Below are 15,773 nucleotides of genomic sequence, written 5' to 3'. Positions count from 1 at the left end.
CTTCATCTGGAAAGGGAGATCCTTGAACTCCTGATAGCGGTAATCGTGAATACGTTTGGTCTGAGCACCACAATGGGGGCAGGTTTGTATGGTAGGATTGGTTTCGATGAATATCCTAACATAATGATCTGCATGAACCACTTTCTTAATAAAAACATCTTCTAAATTCAGTAGATTTTTGGTACAATGAGAGTGCATCTATCGAAAACCTCCTTTTAATGTTTGTTTGGACGACGTGCATTTACTTAGAGGCTTCGTATAGATGCATTTTAATATAAAAAATAAAATGTTGGAAGTATGTCTTTTGCATACCCCAACATTTATTATAGAACCTTTTTTTGTATAATATGAAAAAAGCCCTTGCTATCTGGAAGAACATGTGTTATAATTGCTGAGTCAAAATACACGTATGTTGATTTTCGGCTCGGTGCCTTTTGGGTCAGTCGAAAAAATGAGGCATACGGAAGAAATTAACCAAATGGAGGTAAATTATGAGCGTTATTTCAATGAAACAATTACTTGAAGCAGGTGTACATTTCGGACACCAGACAAGAAGATGGAACCCTAAAATGGCTCCTTATATCTTCACAGAAAGAAATGGTATCTACATCATTGACTTACAAAAATCTGTAGGTAAAGTAGATGAAGCTTACTATGCAATCAAAGACATCGTAGCAGACGGCGGTACAATTTTATTCGTTGGTACTAAGAAACAAGCACAGGATTCTGTAAAATCAGAAGCTGAACGCTGCGGAATGTATTATGTAAATGAAAGATGGTTAGGCGGTATGTTAACAAACTTCAAAACCATCCAAAGCAGAATTAACAGATTGAAAGAAATCGAAACTATGTCCCAAGATGGTACTTTTGATGTTCTTCCTAAGAAAGAAGTTATCGAACTTAAGAAAGAATGGGAAAAACTTGAAAAGAACCTTGGCGGTATTAAAAATATGAAGAAAATACCAGATGCTATCTTCGTAGTAGATCCTAAGAAAGAAAGAATCTGTATACAAGAAGCTCACGTATTAGGTATTCCATTGATTGGTATTGCAGATACTAACTGTGATCCTGAAGAATTAGATTATGTAATCCCTGGTAATGATGATGCTATCAGAGCAGTTAAACTTATTGTTGCTAAAATGGCAGATGCTGTTATTGAAGCAAATCAAGGAGTTCAATTAAATGACAGTACTGATGAAACAGCAGAAGAAGCAGTAGAGGAAGCAGTAGAAGCATAATCAATTCATAATCAATTAAATGGAGGTATTTTAACATGGCTATTACAGCAGCAATGGTAAAAGATTTAAGAGAAATGACTGGCGCAGGCATGATGGATTGTAAAAAAGCACTTGCCGAAACAGATGGTGATATGGATAAAGCAGTTGAGTTCTTAAGAGAAAAAGGACTTGCAGCAGCTGAAAAGAAAGCTGGAAGAATCGCAGCAGAAGGTATTAGTTATGCTACAGTAAACGAAGAAGGCAAAATTGCAGCAATCGTTGAAGTTAACAGCGAAACAGACTTTGTTGCTAAGAATGAAAAATTCAGAGAATATGTAGCAGCTGTAGCTGAACAAGTGAAAAAAACATCTGCAGCAGATATCGATGCATTTTTAGCAGAACCATGGGAACTTGATCCAGCCAAAACTGTTAAAGAAGAATTATCTTCTCAAATTGCTATTATCGGTGAAAACATGAATATTAGAAGATTTGAAAAAGTTGTTGCTGAAAACGGCTTTGTTGAAGCTTATATTCATGGCGGCGGAAGAATTGGCGTATTAATTGAAATGGACTCTGCTGTATATAACGATGGAGCAAGAGAAGTAGCAAAGAATCTTGCTATGCAGGTAGCTGCTCTTAATCCAAAGTATGTAAATGAATCTGAAATTCCAGCTGATTACATTGCTCATGAAAGAGAAATCATTAAAGCTCAAACTTTAAATGAAAACACTGGAAAACCAGAAAACATCATTGAAAAAATGATCGATGGCCGTCTAAAGAAAGAATTAAAAGAAATCTGCCTATTAGATCAGTTATATGTAAAAGACGGAAATCTAACCGTTCAAAAATATCTTGAAGAAGCATCCAAAGAACTTGGTTCAAAGATTGCGGTTAAGAGTTTCGTTCGTTTTGAAACTGGCGAAGGAATCGAAAAGAAAGAAGAAGATTTCGCAGCTGAAGTTGCAAAACAAATGGGTCAATAATCATATAAAATTAAGCTTAACCGTCGGAAATATGTTATTTTTCCGGCGGTTTTTTTGCTTGGAATACTGTGATAATGATAAAATTTTTATTTATTTTATGAGAAGATATTTTTTGTCTTCTCTTTTTTAGACTGGATGATTATCTATATAAATTTTTTTGATTTATTGCTAATTTTTAATAAATGAAGTAAGATAGCATAGTGAAACAAAAGAAAAAAGTATATAAGTACAGGTTCTGAAATACCGGAAACTGGGCAGAGTACCTACGAAGGAGGAATAGCTAGTTGAGAGACATAAAGATAAGTATTAACAAAAAAATCAGTTTCTTTATATCATTAATTATTATTGTAGCATTATCAGGTATTTCTTTTATTAATTATAGGATTGCAAAACAAGAACTTTCTCGCTCCAATCAGATTATTTTAACCAATGTAATAGAAACATCTTTATTAGAAATCAATAAAAATTATGGATATACCAGAGGAGAGAATCAATGGATGACAGAGGAGGAAGCAAAAGAAGCTTCTTTGGTTTCAATTAGCCAGTTGCATGGGAGCCAGGTGGATTCTATATCCGGTGCCACAGAAAATGAAACGGATGCCACCTCTGGTGCTACGGCTAATTCTAAGCTAAAATACCATGCCTTGAATCTTGGAAAAGACGGACATTTCTTCATAGTCAATTCCAATGGCGATGTAATATCCCATCCATTTTTTAAGGATAATATTTTCCAATTAAAATCCCAAGACGGAAGGTTTATTATTCAGGACATAATTAAGAAAGCAAAAGAGGGAGGAGGAACTTTAAATTACAGCTTAGATGAAAACGTAAGTGAGAATGCAGGGAATCAAACGGTCTATACTCAATATTTCCCTCAGTGGGACTGGGTGGTCACGGCAGTAATATACGATGCTGATCTGTTAAGAGGTTCAGAAATAATACTAAATTATAATCTTTTGGTTTTGTTCATTGTATTAATTATAGCATTAGGAGTAAGTATATTGATTACGAGAAAGATAACAAAACCAATCAAGATTATTTCCGGTATTTTGCATAGAGTATCAACAGGAGACTTAACAGTAGATAAAGTCAATTTTAAAACTCGGGATGAGACGGAACTGCTGGGTGACTCTGTAAATCTTCTTATTGATAAATTAAATCATATTATGAAATTAATGAGTTCAAATAGTAGTAACCTAAATCAGTTTTCAACGGAGTTAAAAAGCTCTGCAGACAGGGTTGCTAAAATGACAGATGAAGTCTCAAAATCCATATACCAGATGGCAGAATTTGGCGAGGAACAATCTCAGAATACGCAAAATAGTGTAGAAGAAATCACATTGTTAGGCGAAGATATTAAAGAGACAGCAGATGCAAGTACTAAGATTGAATATGCAGCCAAGAAGACCATAGAGTTAAAAGAAGAAGGGCTATATTCAGTAAAAGAGCTAAAAGAAGCAAGTGTTCAAAACAATACCAATTCAATGGAGATGGAACAGGTAATCAATGAAATCTATAAACACTCCCAGAAAATAGCCGAGATTGTAAAGATTATTGCGGGAGTGGCAGCACAAACCAACCTTCTGGCATTAAATGCTAATATCGAAGCAGCCCGGGCGGGTGAAACAGGAAAGGGATTTGCCGTAGTTGCAGAAGAAGTACGTGCCCTGGCTACGGAAACTGCAAAAGCGACTGAAGATATCCGGGAGAAAGTAAATGAAATGATGAAACAGTCCATTACTGCAGTAGACTTTGTGAAAAGGAACCGGATAGGGGTGGATAATATGAACAATACAGTTCTGGCCACAGAAGGTATTTTTGGCACAATTTCAATTGAATTACAGAATTTATTAGAAGACATTAAAAGAATTACAGAACGTAATTATGAGACAGATCAGAAAAAAGATAATATTTTGCTTATGTTAAATCATATTTCACAGGCAGCAGAGGAGAATTCCTCTTCTATAGAAGAAATTTCTTCTTTCTCTGAGGAACAGGCAATGACTGTCAATGAAATTACCAATAATATATCTAAACTAAACGAAATGGCAATGGATTTGAATGACCTGATTCATACTTTCCAGACCAGATAATTATAAAACCTTATAAATGAACTAATCCGCAATTTACAGAGAGGTGTATCACTCTTGGTGAAACTTTAGGAGTTTACCGGGATTTAAAAGTGCCGAAAGGCTGTACTTCTGCTTATGCACCAACTGGATTGCTGCTGGGATAAAAAAGAGAAAAAATTAGTTATCATTATAAAAACATATTTAAAAGCCGTTACCAAAATGTAGCGGCTTTTTCTCTGCTGTTCAATGCAGAAAGGAAAGATGAATAAATCACCTTTCTTTCATATTCAGTTAAACTCCAAAAAAATTATAAATACTCATCTGTCAACGCCTTACATTATATAAATAGAGTAGAAAAATGTCAGGACTGGTGAATAAGATACATTTACCAAAAACTTTTACACATTAAGTATAGTAATCCTAAAAATACATACTATATTTAGGTAACTATGAAACTTTAAAAAGGTGATGACAAATGAACACATTCGAATTAAAAACAAAAGTCATATTTGGCCGGGAAGCTCTGCAATATTTGCAAAACCTGGTGCAAAAGAAAATTTTTATTGTAACCGACCCGTATATGGTGAAATCCGGAATGATTGATTCCATCACCAAGTATTTGGCAGAAGGGTCCTTTCAGATATTTAGTGATATTGTACCTGACCCACCTATGGAATTAGTGGTAAAAGGGGTAGGGGAAGTCATTGCTTATCAACCTGATGCTATGGTTGCGGTAGGAGGCGGTTCTGCAATAGATTCAGCGAAAGCAATTATGCATTTTTCCAGAGAAATTGGAGAACTTGAGAAAATGCAATTTATTGCGGTTCCAACAACTAGTGGAACCGGATCTGAAGTAACTTCTTTTGCTGTAATTACTGACAAACAAAAAGGTGTCAAGTACCCTCTGGTATCGGATGTTTTAATTCCTGATGTAGCATTACTGGAGCCGGAACTTGTGAAAACGGTTCCCCCTGCTATTGTAGCTGATACCGGGATGGATGTTCTGACCCATGCACTTGAAGCCTATGTTTCTACGAAAGCAACTGATTTTTCAGATGCTTTAGCGGAAAAAGCAGTGGCTCTGGTGTTTCAGTATCTATTACGCTCCTATGAAAGTTCGGAAGATATGGAAGCAAAAGAAAAAATGCATAATGCATCTTGTTTAGCCGGAATCTCCTTTAACCTAGCTTCTCTTGGATTAAATCATGCTATTGCCCATAACATTGGCGGAAAACTTCATGTACCTCATGGAAGAACCAATGCTATTTTACTTCCTCATGTAATTGAATTTAACAGTAATATTACCGGCTTCACCCCAAAAGATTATTCAGAAGCAGCAATTAAATATGCTAAGATAGCAAAACTCATCGGTGTTACTGGCAGTACAGTTCGTTTAAGCGTGAAAAACTTAATCAATGAGATTACAAAATTGATGCAGAGGATGAAAATGCCAACCAAACTAACAGAATGTAAGATAAGCACAGAAGATATTTTAAAAGAAAAGAAATCAATTGCAGAAGGTGCCCTTAAGGATGCCTGTATCTTAACCAATCCTCGTGTGGCTGGTATTTCAGATGTTTCTGAAATCATTCATAAGATTTCTTAATGCAGGAAACGGTGGTGAGGACTTATCATACAAATCGACGAGAAACAAAGAATCGTTCAGGAGTTTGTACCTGGTAAACAAATTACACTTGCTCATATTATTGCAAATCCAACTGATGAAATTTATCAGAAACTAGGACTGGTTACTGATGATATAAATGCTATTGGAATTATGACAATAACTCCTAGTGAAGGTGCGATTATTGCGGCAGATGTGGCCACTAAGGCATCGGATGTAAGACTTGGTTTTATAGACCGTTTCAGCGGAGCACTTGTGATTACCGGAGATGTTAGTTCTGTTGAATCTGCCATTCGAGATGTAGTTTCTGTACTTTCCGGACAACTTTTATTTACACCGGCAGCAATTACAAGGACGTAACAGACATACGTAAGTGGCTAGATTTAAGAAATTTAAGTATGTGTGAAATTGAGGTTACTATGGGTAGTGGAAAAATTATATTTATGGGCAGAACCGGAAGCGGGAAAACAACATTGTGTCAGAAGCTGGATGCACTGGAACTAAAGTATAAAAAAACTCAATCAGTAGAGTTTTACAAAAATGCAATTGATACTCCCGGAGAATATATGGAGAATCGAAACTACTACCATGCCCTTATTATGACGGCGGTGGATGCAAAGCTAATAGCAATTCTTGGTGATCCCACAGTCAGGGATAATTATATACCTCCTGCATTTGCAGGTACCTTTGCAAAAGAAATCATTGGTATTGTAACAAAAATTACTTTAGCTGATTCCCAGGAGGATATAAAAAGAGTGGAAATGGAACTAAGACAAGCCGGTGCACGAAAAATCTTTCTTGTAGATACAGTGGAAGAAATAGGAATTGAGGAATTGTTTCATTATATACATGAACAAATTGATGATTAGATTCTGCCGTTGGACTTTCAGAGGTTTTTTATTATCGAGATAAGTAAAAGAAGATGGAGTAGGTATGAGAGAAGAACTGTTAAGTGTAGGTATTGATATTGGAACCAGTACAACGCAGCTGGTTTTTTCGAAGTTAATGATTGAAAATATTGCCTCAAATTTCTCTGTTCCCAAAGTGGTGATTGTTGACAAAGAAATTATCTATCGAAGTGAGATATATTTTACGCCTCTGCGTTCACCAACCGAAATAGACGGAACAAAGGTCAAGGAAATAATTGAAGGAGAATACAAAAAGGCGGGTATCGAAAAAACCGGGATTAATACAGGAGCGGTGATTATAACTGGTGAGACAGCCAGAAAGGAAAATGCAAAAGAAGTATTAGAAACACTAAGTGGATTTGCAGGTGACTTTGTAGTAGCAACTGCCGGGCCTGATTTGGAGAGTATTATTGCAGGAAAGGGTGCCGGAGCTCATGTGTATTCCAAAGAAGGCCGCACAGGTGTAGTGAATATTGATATTGGCGGAGGAACTAGCAATCTTGCTTTGTTTGATCACGGGGAAGTCAAAGATACCGGATGCCTTGACGTGGGTGGACGGCTAGTTAAAATTGATAAAAACTCGGGAGAAATCACTTATCTGTCAGAGAAGATGAAGGAGTTAATTGAACGAAAGAATTTACCTTTAAGGGTTGGTACCATAGCAACAAAAGAAAATCTACAGCCCATACTGGATGCAATGGTTTATGCTTTAATGCAGAGCGTTGGAATTAGGCCCATGGACGATGAGTTTTCATTATTTATTACCCATAAAGAGGGAGAGGAGGTAACTAAGTTTACCTGTGATGAAACCATTAAAAATAGCTGCCCAATTACAAGTATTACTTTTTCTGGCGGTGTTGCAGATTATATTTATGGTGAAGACAGAGCAGCAGATGAATTTGAATATGGTGATATTGGAATCTTATTAGGACAAGCTATCAAAACATCACCCTTGTGCAAAGAACTTAAGGTGCTTAAAAGCGTTGAAACAATTCGGGCTACCGTAGTTGGAGCGGGAACTCAAACCATGGAGGTAAGTGGTAGTACGATTACCTATACCAAAGATGCGTTTCCCATTAAAAACTTACCAATTCTAAAATTATCCAAAGAAGAGGAAGAGTCGGCTAAGAGCATGGAACAAGCTATTAGTACGAAATTAAATTGGTTTAAGTTAGAGGGCAACCTTCAGAAAGTAGCAATTGCTTTTGAGGGAAGCAAAACTCCTTCCTTTGTGCAAGTTTCTGAATATGCAAAAGGTCTTCTGGCAGGAATGAAGGAATTAATGGAGCAGGAGTTTCCTTTCATTATCTTAGTAGAAAACGATATGGCAAAGGTATTGGGACAAAGCATGTATCGAATGCTTGAATATAAGAAAGACGTTGTGTGCCTGGATAGCATTCATGTTGAGGATGGAGATTATGTGGATATCGGAAAACCCGTAGCAGAAGGTACCGTATTGCCAGTGGTTGTAAAAACTTTGGTATTTAATAAATAAAAAGTTGTATTTTGGATAATCCTAAATGCAAATAAGTTGAAAATATATTTTTCAACTGGAAGTGATTTGCCTATTGTTCCCGGCAATAACTTCAAAATAAAATATGTTGAAAATACGAAATGATACGCGTGTATATGAATTAGTAAGTTCAAAGAATATAAACACGCAGATAGGAGTAGACAATGATTTTAAAAGCACAATTGTTAGGACATACCTATGAGTTTAAATCTCTTATGGAAGTCATGGCAAAGGCAAATGAAGAAAAATCGGGTGATACCCTTGCTGGAATTGCTGCTGAATCTGCCGAGGAGCGTGTAGCAGCAAAGATTGTACTTGCGAACATAACACTAGAACAGCTTCGCAATAATCCGGCGGTACCTTATGAAATTGACGAGGTAACCAGGATCATTCAAGACGATGTAAATGAAAAAATCTATAACGAAATTAAGCACTGGACAGTAGCTGAGTTTCGTGAATGGATTTTGGACGAAAACACAACAGGGGCAGATATTCGAAGAATCAGCCGTGGAATTACTTCTGAGATGGTAGCAGCTGTTGCAAAATTAATGTCAAATATGGATCTAGTGTATGGTGCAAGAAAAATTCGTATTACAGCACATTGTAATACCACTATTGGAGAACCGGGTACACTTAGCTGCCGTTTGCAGCCAAACCATCCCACGGATGACCCTGATGGTATTATGGCTTCCTTACTTGAAGGCTTAACCTATGGTGCGGGAGATGCTGTATTAGGTTTAAATCCGGTTGATGATTCCACAGAAAGTGTAGTTCGAATACTTAAGAGATTTGAAGACATAAAACAAAAGTTCAAGATTCCAACTCAGACATGTGTTCTTGCTCATGTTACTACTCAGATGGATGCAATAAGAAAGGGCGCTCCATCGGATCTAATCTTCCAATCTATTGCAGGATCGGAAAAAGGAAATGAAGCCTTTGGATTTAATGCAGCAACCTTAGAAGAGGCAAGACAACTTGCTTTATCGGAAGGTACTGCAGAAGGCCCCAATGTTATGTATTTTGAAACCGGACAAGGCTCGGAATTATCCTCAGAAGCACACCATGGAGTAGATCAGGTAACCATGGAAGCCCGTTGTTATGGTTTTGCAAAGCATTTTAAACCTTTTATCGTAAATACTGTTGTAGGATTTATCGGGCCAGAATACCTATATGACGGCCGCCAAGTAAACCGTGCCGGTCTTGAGGATCACTTTATGGGCAAGTTAACTGGCATTTCCATGGGATGTGACGCTTGTTATACGAATCATATGAAAGCTGACCAAAACACCATCGAAGACCTTTCCGTACTGTTAACAACAGCAGGTTGTAATTACTTTATGGGTATACCTCATGGTGATGATGTTATGTTAAACTATCAAACCACAGGTTATCATGAAACTGCGGCACTTCGTGAAATGTTTGGTTTAACTGCCATCAAGCCATTCCATGAATGGATGATTCGCATGGGATTTATTGATGAAAAAGGTAAGCTGACAAAATTAGCCGGTGATGCTTCCGTCTTATTCTAGTAGGAAGATTGAAAGAATTTTATTCTTTCAAAGATTTTAAAAGGAGCATAAATATATGGATGAACAAAATATAAGAAAAATGGTAGAGCAGATGGTAGAACAGATGATAAATGGCGGTGGTAATCAGGTAAAAACAATAACCAACCAAACTCCTGCCGGCCAGGCAACGGCGGCAGCAACCCCAGTATCTTCAGAATGTTTACCGGATATAACTAAAATAGATCTAAAATCTTGGTTTTTAGTAGATCACCCAAAAAATAAAGAAGAATATCTTCATATGAAAAGTAAAACTCCGGCCAGACTTGGTGTTGGAAGAGCCGGTGCACGGTATAAGACTATGACTATGCTGCGTGTCAGAGCAGACCATGCAGCAGCCCAAGATGCAGTATTCTCTGATGTCTCTGAAGATTTTATAAAGAAAAATAACTTTGTATTTGTAAAAACACTTTGTAAAGATAAAGATGAGTATTTAACAAGGCCAGACCTTGGGCGCAGATTTGGCAAAGAGGAGCAGGAGATAATCAAAAAGACATGCGGACAAAATCCAAAGGTTCTTATTATCGTCGGTGACGGTCTATCCTCTTCAGCCGTTGAAGCAAATGTGGAGGATATGATCCCTGCAATAAAGCAAGGTCTTAGCATGTACCAGATTAATGTACCCCCTAGTATTTTTATTAAACACGCCAGAGTAGGTGCCATGGATGATATTGGTCAAATTACCGATGCAGATGTAATTTGTATGTTAGTTGGAGAACGCCCCGGATTAGTAACGGCAGAATCCATGTCTGCTTACATTTGCTACAAACCAAAACATGGAATTCCGGAATCAAAAAGAACTGTTATTTCTAACATCCACCGTGGAGGTACCACACCAGTTGAAGCTGGTGCACATGCAGCCGAGTTGATTAAAAGGATGTTAGATAAGAAAGCATCCGGTATCGATTTGAATAAAGTTTAAGATATAAGATTTATTAAATGGTGTGAAAGCACCGGAATCGAGGTTATTATGAAAAATGATAAATTACACCCAAATATATTAGCTGTCCGGATAATCTCTAATGTGAGCCCGGATTTGGCAGAAAAGCTCTCTCTTGGAGAACGTCATAAGAGTCTTGGGATTATTACAGCGGATAGTGACGATGTAACCTACACTGGTTTGGATGAAGCAACAAAAGCAGCAGATGTTGAAGTGGTTTATGCCAGGTCATTTTATGGAGGTGCTGCTAATGCCAATACAAAACTTGCAGGCGAGGTAATAGGTATTCTTGCAGGTCCAAGTCCGGCTGAAGTTCGAAGCGGGTTAAATGCTTGCATTAGCTTTATGGAAAATGATGCTTACTTCATTAGTGCCAATGATGATGATTCCATTGTTTATTATGCTCATACCGTTTCAAGAACCGGATCCTATCTATCAAAGATCGCAGGCATTAAAGAAGGTGAAGCCCTTGCCTACGTGATTGCTCCTCCCCTGGAATCGATCTATGCCCTTGATGCAGCTATGAAAGCAGCAGATGTTCGATTATGCGAGTTTTACGGACCCCCAAGTGAAACAAACTTTGGGGGCGGATTATTAACAGGTTCTCAATCTGCTGTTTATGCAGCCTGTAATGCATTTGCAGAAGCAGTAAGAAGTGTAGCGGATCGACCAAAGGAATATCAGTAAGATGCAAGCATTAGGGATGATTGAAGTAATCGGGTTACCTCCCGCAATTGAAGCAGCAGATTCTGCCCTTAAAGCAGCAAATGTTAACTTATTGGCAATAGAAAAAGCAGGTGCGGGAATCCTGACTGTGGAAATCACCGGAGATGTGGGGGCAATTTCTGCTGCTGTCGATGCAGGCGCAGCAGCAGCTGAGCGGGTTGGCACACTTAGGGCTAAACATGTTATACCTTATGTAGATGAAAGCCTTGAGGGGAAAGTATTAATAAAAGGAATAAAACTTTTTCAGCAAAAGAGAAAACCAATAGTACCTTTAAATCAAAGCCCAGTTTCTGGATTCACAAATTCTCAGGAAGATGGTACTGGTACTGCAGATAAGAATAACTTACCAAGTGATTTTTCAAAGGAATCTACGGCCGTTGTTAAAGATGCTGTCAGCGGAAATAAAGAACCCGGAACAGAGAATGTAATAACTCAAAATAATACTAACGAGAAAGGAACTACGGAAAGTTATAAAGATACCAATAATGGGGAAGTAAATGCCCTGAAAACAGAACCAATAATCACTTATACTACTACTGAATTAAGGAAAAAGAGCAATGATACCCTTCGGGCAATCTTACAAAGTAAAGGTGTGGAATTAACAGAATTTCATAAGAGTGCAAAGAAGGAAGAGTTAATTCAGCTTATAATAGCACAGCAAAATAGCAGATAAGAAGGAGACGGCGGATGGAGTTACTAGAGAAAGATTTAATGTCAATACAAGAAGTCCGTTTGCTTTTAAAAAAAGCAAAGGAAGCCCATAAGATACTGGCAACCTTCAATCAGGAAAAAATTGATCGTATCGTAAAGGCAATTGCAGAAGCATCATTACAGAATGCTGAGCGTCTTGCTAAAATGGCAAATGAAGAAACCGGATTTGGTATCTGGCAGGATAAAGTAGTTAAAAATGTTTTTGGTTCTATGGGGATTTATGAGGCAATTAAGGATCAAAAAACAGTTGGAATTCTTCGGGAGGATAAAGAGAATAAAACAATGGAGATTGGAATACCGGTAGGTATTGTGGCAGGTATTATACCTTCCACCAATCCAACTTCTACAATTATGTATAAGACCCTGATTTCAATTAAAGGGGGTAACTGTATTGTATTTTCACCACATCCCGGAGCAAAGAATTGTATCTTAGAAACAGTTAAGGTTGTCAGTGAAGCAGCAGAAGCAGCGGGATGCCCTAAAGGGGCTATATCCTGTATAACCATTCCAACTCTTCAGGCAACCAATGAATTAATGAAACATCCGGATACAAAACTTATCTTAGCTACCGGGGGCTATGCAATGGTGAAAGCTGCCTATTCCTCAGGAACACCAGCTATTGGAGTGGGTGCAGGTAACGGACCAGCATTTATTGATAAAACAGCAAATGTTAAATTAGCCGTAAAACACATTATGGATTCCAAAACATTTGATAACGGTACAATTTGTGCTTCAGAACAATCTGTAATTGTAGAACGTTGTATGGAGCAAGCCGTAAGGGAAGAATTAATTGCACAGGGCGGTTTCTTCCTGAATGAAGAGGAGTCTAAAAAGCTGGCAGGTTTTATTCTTCGTGCAAATGGAACAATGAATCCACAAATTGTTGGAAAATCTGTAGCCCAAATAAGTAAGCTTGCCGGGTTAACAGGTGTACCGGCTTCTGCAAGAGTATTAATTGCAAAAGAATCCAGAGTGGGAGATGACGCTCCATATTCCAGAGAAAAATTAGCACCGATATTGGCATTCTTTGTTGAAGAAACAATTGAGGATGTAATTGATAAGGTAGTAGAAATACTAAGCTTTGAAGGAATGGGCCATACTTTTTCCATGCACTGTAACAATGATGACTTAATCAAACGATTTGCCTTACGGGCACCAGCTTCCAGAATTTTGGTCAATACAATGGGTTCTCTTGGCGGTATAGGCGGATCTACGAATCTTTTCCCGGCACTGACACTTGGATGTGGTGCTGTTGGAGGAAGTTCTTCTTCCAATAATATTGGTCCAATGGACTTAATTAATATAAAACGGGTAGCATTCGGTATAAAAGAGCTGGAAGATCTAAGAAATAATGCGGCTAATTTACTAGGTGATACCAAATCTTCCAATAATAGCCCATATTGTAATGTTAATACAGAACTGGTAGAGGAAATAGTAAAAAGAATTATGAAGCAGCTAATATAAACAATAAAATGTAGAATAATAGTATATGAGTGGAACTTAGTGTAACTTTTCTATAAATATTAGGAGGAAATGAATATGTCTAATACAAATGCACTTGGTATGATTGAAACGAAAGGTTTAGTTGGTGCAATCGAAGCAGCTGATTCAATGGTAAAAGCAGCTAATGTAGCTTTAATCGGTAAGGAACAGGTAGGTGGAGGTTTGGTTACTGTTATGGTACGAGGCGATGTTGGTGCAGTTAAAGCGGCAACTGATGCAGGTGCAGCAGCAGCAGAACGTGTGGGTGAATTAATATCCGTACATGTAATTCCAAGACCTCATACTGAGGTGGATGGAATTCTTCCCCATACCCATACACAAGCATAACTTAAATAACAGAAGGAATAGAAACTTCTTTCATGATATGCCTTACGAGGCTGTTGCAAAATAAAATATAGATACAGGATATGGAAGATCAGATAATCCATATCTATATAACACTAATTTTACAACAGCCCCAATCTACCAGGCAGATTAGATAATAGTGAGGTTAGGAATGGCATTAATAACAGAACAAGATATTCGAAAGATGATAAGTGATGGTCTTTTAAAGGAAAAGGGAGAATTTCGTATGGAAAAGGATACTATATTAACCCCTTCTGCCAGAGCTTATCTATTAGAGAAGAACATTACACTCACAGGAAGGGATAATCATGGTTCAAATTCCATTAGCCATGGCAGGGTTATGGCAACAGAAGATAAGACAGAGCAGAAGAATAAAAATCATTCATTAGAGGCATCATCCGGATTTGATACAGTATTTGGTGTTCATTTGGAAAATAAACCAGAGCATATGACACATCTTAGGGGAAACTTCTTGGTATTTAAAGATCATAAAAGAATTATTCTTCGTGGAGCAATTGATTATCTGGAATCAGAAATCATAATTGCCCAGACAGTCTCTGAACGTTTACAAATGCCAAAGCTAACCAAAGAGTTAGAAGAAGTGATTCGCTTTATACGCAAACTATTGCAATGTGAGCTAAAGGGAGTAGAAGTGGGTGATTTTACTTTAGGCGGGTTGAATGAAAAAGATTTGCGGGAACAATCCTATCATCCAAGTCAATATTTTGGAATGAGACATTTTCTTCCTACCTATCAACAGGGTGAGATGACTGCCCATTTAAATAAATTAAGGACACTTGCAAGGAAAACAGAAATAGTAGCATTTAAAGCGTTTAAAGAAGACGATGGAACGGTAACCAGAGAGGATATTATAAGAGCTTTCAACCGTTTATCCTCTTTCTTTTGGATTATGATGTTTAAATATCTGACAGGAAAATATAACGAGTCATAGAAAGTAGGAAGTATGTTAGCAGAAACAAACATTAATATAGATGCAATCGTTGATGCAGTGTTGAAGGAAATGAAAGAGCAGTTTATCCTAATGGAAGCATCCGGAAGACATGTTCACTTAAGCAGGGAAGATATCAATACTCTTTTTGGGTATAATTATAAGCTTACTCCTGTTAAAGATTTGTCTCAGCCCGGACAGTTTGCCTGTGAAGAAAGAGTTACCATTAAGGGCCCTAAAAACGCCATTCACAATGTTGTTGTGTTAGGTCCGGAGAGAAGTAAGTCTCAGGTAGAGGTCTCCCTAACAGATGCACTGACACTTGGAATTAAGGTTCCAGTCAGACTAAGTGGTGATATTAAGGAAACACCTGGTATTAAAATAACAAATCCTAATAACGGCGTGACAATAGAGATAAAGGAAGGCCTTATAGTGGCAAAGCGTCATATTCATATTACACCAGAAGATGCAAAACGCTTTTGCGTATCCAATGGTGATTCGGTTAAAGTCAAGGTATTTGGAGAACGTCCGGTAATATTTGAAGACGTAGATATACGAGTTGATAAGAATTTCAGTACTGCCATGCACATTGATTATGATGAGGCGAATGCCTGTGGTCTAAGGAAAGATTCCAAGGGTTTGATTATTGTGGATAAGTAGGATGCTTGTACTGTTCTCCAGGACAGATCACTGTTCTTTACTATAAGAAAAGAGTTG

16 protein-coding genes are annotated in these 15,773 nt (G+C 37.6%); 15 read left to right on the top strand and 1 reads right to left on the bottom strand.

What is annotated here, in order from left to right; translation table 11 throughout:
• On the bottom strand, window positions 1-198 hold a 198-nt coding region (locus tag BM183_RS17550; RefSeq protein WP_139221551.1), incomplete at its 3' end, for a transposase family protein.
• A 293-nt stretch (window positions 199-491) separates the two neighbouring features.
• Between BM183_RS17550 and rpsB the strand changes: the two genes are divergently transcribed.
• The 15 genes from rpsB to eutD all read left to right on the top strand — a co-directional run bounded on the left by rpsB (window position 492) and on the right by eutD (window position 15,716).
• A complete protein-coding gene (gene rpsB / locus BM183_RS17545) occupies window positions 492-1,238 on the top strand; it encodes a 30S ribosomal protein S2 (RefSeq protein ID WP_091688427.1) in 747 nt (248 codons plus the stop codon).
• A gap of 35 nt (window positions 1,239-1,273) precedes the next feature.
• Entirely contained in the window at window positions 1,274-2,200 is a 927-nt protein-coding gene (gene tsf / locus BM183_RS17540) for a translation elongation factor Ts (RefSeq protein WP_091688424.1), read from the top strand.
• A gap of 284 nt (window positions 2,201-2,484) precedes the next feature.
• Complete coding sequence (locus tag BM183_RS17535; protein ID WP_091688422.1) at window positions 2,485-4,293, top strand: methyl-accepting chemotaxis protein; 1,809 nt, start codon at window positions 2,485-2,487, stop codon at window positions 4,291-4,293.
• A 454-nt stretch (window positions 4,294-4,747) separates the two neighbouring features.
• Complete coding sequence (locus BM183_RS17525) at window positions 4,748-5,878, top strand: 1-propanol dehydrogenase PduQ (protein WP_091688420.1); 1,131 nt, start codon at window positions 4,748-4,750, stop codon at window positions 5,876-5,878.
• Window positions 5,879-5,902: 24 nt separating this feature from the next.
• Entirely contained in the window at window positions 5,903-6,256 is a 354-nt protein-coding gene (locus BM183_RS17520) for a BMC domain-containing protein (RefSeq protein WP_330392444.1), read from the top strand.
• A gap of 59 nt (window positions 6,257-6,315) precedes the next feature.
• Complete coding sequence (locus BM183_RS17515) at window positions 6,316-6,765, top strand: EutP/PduV family microcompartment system protein (protein WP_091688416.1); 450 nt, start codon at window positions 6,316-6,318, stop codon at window positions 6,763-6,765.
• A 64-nt stretch (window positions 6,766-6,829) separates the two neighbouring features.
• Window positions 6,830-8,299: an ethanolamine ammonia-lyase reactivating factor EutA gene (gene eutA / locus BM183_RS17510; RefSeq protein ID WP_091688414.1), complete on the top strand. Its 1,470-nt coding sequence runs from the start codon at window positions 6,830-6,832 to the stop codon at window positions 8,297-8,299.
• Between the two features lie 182 nt (window positions 8,300-8,481).
• The gene (locus BM183_RS17505; RefSeq protein ID WP_091688412.1) at window positions 8,482-9,846 is read left to right on the top strand and encodes an ethanolamine ammonia-lyase subunit EutB; all 1,365 of its coding nucleotides are present in this window, start codon (window positions 8,482-8,484) and stop codon (window positions 9,844-9,846) included.
• Between the two features lie 55 nt (window positions 9,847-9,901).
• On the top strand, window positions 9,902-10,804 hold the full coding sequence (gene eutC / locus BM183_RS17500; RefSeq protein WP_091688410.1) for an ethanolamine ammonia-lyase subunit EutC: 903 nt from the start codon (window positions 9,902-9,904) through the stop codon (window positions 10,802-10,804).
• A gap of 48 nt (window positions 10,805-10,852) precedes the next feature.
• Entirely contained in the window at window positions 10,853-11,509 is a 657-nt protein-coding gene (gene eutL / locus BM183_RS17495) for an ethanolamine utilization microcompartment protein EutL (protein WP_091688408.1), read from the top strand.
• A 1-nt stretch (window position 11,510) separates the two neighbouring features.
• Window positions 11,511-12,221: a BMC domain-containing protein gene (locus BM183_RS21710; protein WP_139221550.1), complete on the top strand. Its 711-nt coding sequence runs from the start codon at window positions 11,511-11,513 to the stop codon at window positions 12,219-12,221.
• Window positions 12,222-12,235: 14 nt separating this feature from the next.
• Window positions 12,236-13,723 carry an acetaldehyde dehydrogenase (acetylating) gene (locus BM183_RS17485; protein ID WP_091688405.1) on the top strand — a complete coding sequence of 496 codons (1,488 nt, stop codon included), beginning with the start codon at window positions 12,236-12,238 and terminating at the stop codon, window positions 13,721-13,723.
• Between the two features lie 75 nt (window positions 13,724-13,798).
• Window positions 13,799-14,089, top strand: a complete 291-nt coding sequence (locus BM183_RS17480) for a BMC domain-containing protein (protein ID WP_091688404.1) — start codon at window positions 13,799-13,801, stop codon at window positions 14,087-14,089.
• Between the two features lie 169 nt (window positions 14,090-14,258).
• Window positions 14,259-15,059: a cobalamin adenosyltransferase gene (locus BM183_RS17475; RefSeq protein ID WP_091688402.1), complete on the top strand. Its 801-nt coding sequence runs from the start codon at window positions 14,259-14,261 to the stop codon at window positions 15,057-15,059.
• 12 nt (window positions 15,060-15,071) lie between these two features.
• Window positions 15,072-15,716, top strand: a complete 645-nt coding sequence (gene eutD / locus BM183_RS17470; protein ID WP_091688400.1) for an ethanolamine utilization phosphate acetyltransferase EutD — start codon at window positions 15,072-15,074, stop codon at window positions 15,714-15,716.
• Window positions 15,717-15,773: the final 57 nt, after the last annotated feature.

Source organism: Anaerocolumna aminovalerica (assembly GCF_900115365.1).
Taxonomy (GTDB): domain Bacteria; phylum Bacillota; class Clostridia; order Lachnospirales; family Lachnospiraceae; genus Anaerocolumna; species Anaerocolumna aminovalerica.
The sequence above is the reverse complement of the archived record's forward strand: the minus strand, read 5'-3'. Positions and strand labels throughout refer to the sequence as shown.

What these genes read in the sequence shown, in the direction of transcription:
- rpsB (WP_091688427.1), top strand. Translation starts at nt 492, where the DNA reads ATGAGCGTTATTTCAATGAAACAATTACTTGAAGCAGGTGTACATTTC.
- tsf (WP_091688424.1), top strand. Translation starts at nt 1,274, where the DNA reads ATGGCTATTACAGCAGCAATGGTAAAAGATTTAAGAGAAATGACTGGC.
- BM183_RS17525 (WP_091688420.1), top strand. Translation starts at nt 4,748, where the DNA reads ATGAACACATTCGAATTAAAAACAAAAGTCATATTTGGCCGGGAAGCT.
- BM183_RS17515 (WP_091688416.1), top strand. Translation starts at nt 6,316, where the DNA reads ATGGGTAGTGGAAAAATTATATTTATGGGCAGAACCGGAAGCGGGAAA.
- eutA (WP_091688414.1), top strand. Translation starts at nt 6,830, where the DNA reads ATGAGAGAAGAACTGTTAAGTGTAGGTATTGATATTGGAACCAGTACA.
- BM183_RS17505 (WP_091688412.1), top strand. Translation starts at nt 8,482, where the DNA reads ATGATTTTAAAAGCACAATTGTTAGGACATACCTATGAGTTTAAATCT.
- eutC (WP_091688410.1), top strand. Translation starts at nt 9,902, where the DNA reads ATGGATGAACAAAATATAAGAAAAATGGTAGAGCAGATGGTAGAACAG.
- eutL (WP_091688408.1), top strand. Translation starts at nt 10,853, where the DNA reads ATGAAAAATGATAAATTACACCCAAATATATTAGCTGTCCGGATAATC.
- BM183_RS21710 (WP_139221550.1), top strand. Translation starts at nt 11,511, where the DNA reads ATGCAAGCATTAGGGATGATTGAAGTAATCGGGTTACCTCCCGCAATT.
- BM183_RS17485 (WP_091688405.1), top strand. Translation starts at nt 12,236, where the DNA reads ATGGAGTTACTAGAGAAAGATTTAATGTCAATACAAGAAGTCCGTTTG.
- BM183_RS17480 (WP_091688404.1), top strand. Translation starts at nt 13,799, where the DNA reads ATGTCTAATACAAATGCACTTGGTATGATTGAAACGAAAGGTTTAGTT.
- BM183_RS17475 (WP_091688402.1), top strand. Translation starts at nt 14,259, where the DNA reads ATGGCATTAATAACAGAACAAGATATTCGAAAGATGATAAGTGATGGT.
- eutD (WP_091688400.1), top strand. Translation starts at nt 15,072, where the DNA reads ATGTTAGCAGAAACAAACATTAATATAGATGCAATCGTTGATGCAGTG.